The 2,096-nt window shown below is 59.6% G+C and carries 3 protein-coding genes; 2 read left to right on the top strand and 1 reads right to left on the bottom strand.

The features are described 5' to 3' along the window. The first annotated feature begins 87 nt into the window (after nt 1–87). Nucleotides 88–900 carry a methylenetetrahydrofolate reductase gene (locus tag CVS30_RS17595; RefSeq protein WP_110486858.1) on the top strand — a complete coding sequence of 271 codons (813 nt, stop codon included), beginning with the start codon at nt 88–90 and terminating at the stop codon, nt 898–900. 76 nt (nt 901–976) lie between these two features. Next, nucleotides 977–1,372 carry a LexA family protein gene (locus CVS30_RS17590; protein WP_110486857.1) on the top strand — a complete coding sequence of 132 codons (396 nt, stop codon included), beginning with the start codon at nt 977–979 and terminating at the stop codon, nt 1,370–1,372. A 178-nt stretch (nt 1,373–1,550) separates the two neighbouring features. On the opposite strand, the gene CVS30_RS17585 is transcribed toward CVS30_RS17590, so the two are convergent. Next, complete coding sequence (locus tag CVS30_RS17585) at nt 1,551–1,853, bottom strand: putative quinol monooxygenase (RefSeq protein WP_110486859.1); 303 nt, start codon at nt 1,851–1,853, stop codon at nt 1,551–1,553. Nucleotides 1,854–2,096: the final 243 nt, after the last annotated feature.

Here is a 2,096-nt window from a genome sequence, read left to right as displayed (position 1 = left end):
CGAGCACCTGGCACATATCGCTGAAGGCATCGAAGATTCCGGCCATACCCGCCAGGAAGCCGCCTCCCTGATCACCAGCCACTAACCATGTCCGAGGACACGGTTGCAGCGAACGCCGGCAGGGAAGAGCTTCCTACTCGCGTCGAGATCATCCCCACGGCTGGGATCGTCGACGCTGCGGTTTCCGAGCTGCCCGCAGCTTCCACCCTCACTGTCACGTGCCTACCGCACCATGGCATTGAGCGGACCATGGCGGCGTCGCTTGAGCTGGCCGGCCACGGGTTCGACGTTGTTCCGCACCTTGCCGCGCGATCCATCGGATCGCGTGAACAGCTCGCCTCCCTTCTGCGTGATTGTCACGCGGCAGGGATTGCCGAGGTGTTCGCCATTGGGGGCGACAAAGCGCAGACAGCGGGCCCCTATGACTCCAGCGAAAGCCTCATTCGGGACATTGCCGAGATCAGCGGTGGCGCTCTGCGCATCGGTGTGGCCGGATATCCCGAAGGGCACCCGGCGATCAGCCAGCAACAACTCCTTGACTCGCTGAGGAGTAAGGCCGAGTTTGCCGATCGCATCGTGACGCAGATGTGTTTCTCCGCGGAGTTGATTGAGCGCTATATCAGCATGCTCCGCAGTGAAGGCATTACCCTGCCCGTGTGGGCTGGTGTTGCCGGCTCGGTGCCGCGTACTAAGTTGATTTCCCTGGCCACCAAGATCGGCGTGGGCAGTTCCTTGCGATTCATCAGCGGCAAGGGGGCCTTGGGCCTGCGACTTTTGGGTGGCACGCACTATCGGCCCGAGGAACTCACGGCGGATCTGAGCGTCTTGGGCACGCCACCGGCTGGCATTCATCTCTACAGTTTCAATAATCTGCGCAATTTCGCGCCCTCACCGGCCTAATCTGCCGTTCGTCCGAGGGGAGTGGTAGGCTACTTCTACTCGAAACTTTGTACTAGGCGGTGATGATGTGTTTGGTATGGACCCCACGCCTAGAAAGCCGCCCGGTTCCGAGGCTAGTGGCTTTCCCTCTCCGGCCCGCGACTATTTCGATGGCGGCATCGATCTCAACCGGCACCTGATTCGTGACCGCACGAGCACCTTCATCATGCGCGTTTCCGGGGACTCCATGATTGGGTCTGGGATTGCTGATGGTGACGAGGTAGTGGTCGATCGGGCGCTGGCGCCACGCCACGGCTCGGTGGTTGTCGCCGTTGTTGAGGGCGAGTTACTGATCCGTCGTTTGATAATGAACGACGGCGTGACCTCCCTTGCTACTCAGCCGGCCCTAGTGCCGTCCCCCGCGGATACCGAGACCACCACGGGAGAGATCACGATTTGGGGTGTCATCACCCGGTGCCTGCACTACGTGTAGTGCCGTGTTAGCAGTGGCGCGTCAGCCAGTTCTGGCCCACCTGTCAACGGCGAGCAATCAATACTCACGTTCCTTGTAGTTCCTCCGTGATCGACCGCTGACTTTCCCTCGGAGTGACTGTGGGAAAGCGTAGCGGTGGCCAGCTGTTGGATGACGAATCAAACTCCTGCAGGGCGGCCTAGTCCCGGAGCGGGGAACCGATCACGTCGAAGCGAAAGCCGCCGAATACCCCAGACAAAAGCGGGCGAGCGGCGGCTATAGCCGCCTGAACTTCCGGCAGAGCAAGCGAGGCCTGATGGGCCTGCGCGCTTTCCCAAAGCTCGAGGACGTACACGGTGTTGGGTTCCTCGTCATTGGTACCCACCTCGTAGGCCAGACATCCGGCAGTCTTGAGTAAGTCGTTGCGTTGAATGAGTGCGGCCACCAGTTCATCGCGTTTGTCTGGGGTTGTGCCTAGGGTTCCCACATTGGCAAAGGTCATACCGGACACACTAAACGGCTACATCGACTCGAGCAATGGGTCATGAGATCACGCCCGGACTATGGAATAGCTTCGTTCGCACTGAATGCGTAGGAGCATTCAGGGTCACTCACTATGGCTGTGGTTGATAACCCAACAGCCCGAACTGAGACCGCATTTAGTTCTGGGTGGTGTTTTGGTGGGGTTGTTTTATTCGAGGGGTTGGTGGTTGAGGGTGGTGTTGGTGATTTCTTGCCATCCGTT

It is taken from the genome of Arthrobacter psychrolactophilus (assembly GCF_003219795.1).
Lineage (GTDB): Bacteria > Actinomycetota > Actinomycetes > Actinomycetales > Micrococcaceae > Specibacter > Specibacter psychrolactophilus.
Note: the sequence above shows the minus strand (reverse complement) of the source record. Positions and strands in the feature narration are given on the sequence as shown.

Coding starts and splice junctions, on each gene's coding strand:
- CVS30_RS17595 (WP_110486858.1), top strand. CDS start 88: ATGTCCGAGGACACGGTTGCAGCGAACGCCGGCAGGGAAGAGCTTCCT.
- CVS30_RS17590 (WP_110486857.1), top strand. CDS start 977: ATGGACCCCACGCCTAGAAAGCCGCCCGGTTCCGAGGCTAGTGGCTTT.
- CVS30_RS17585 (WP_110486859.1), bottom strand. CDS start 1,853: ATGACCTTTGCCAATGTGGGAACCCTAGGCACAACCCCAGACAAACGC.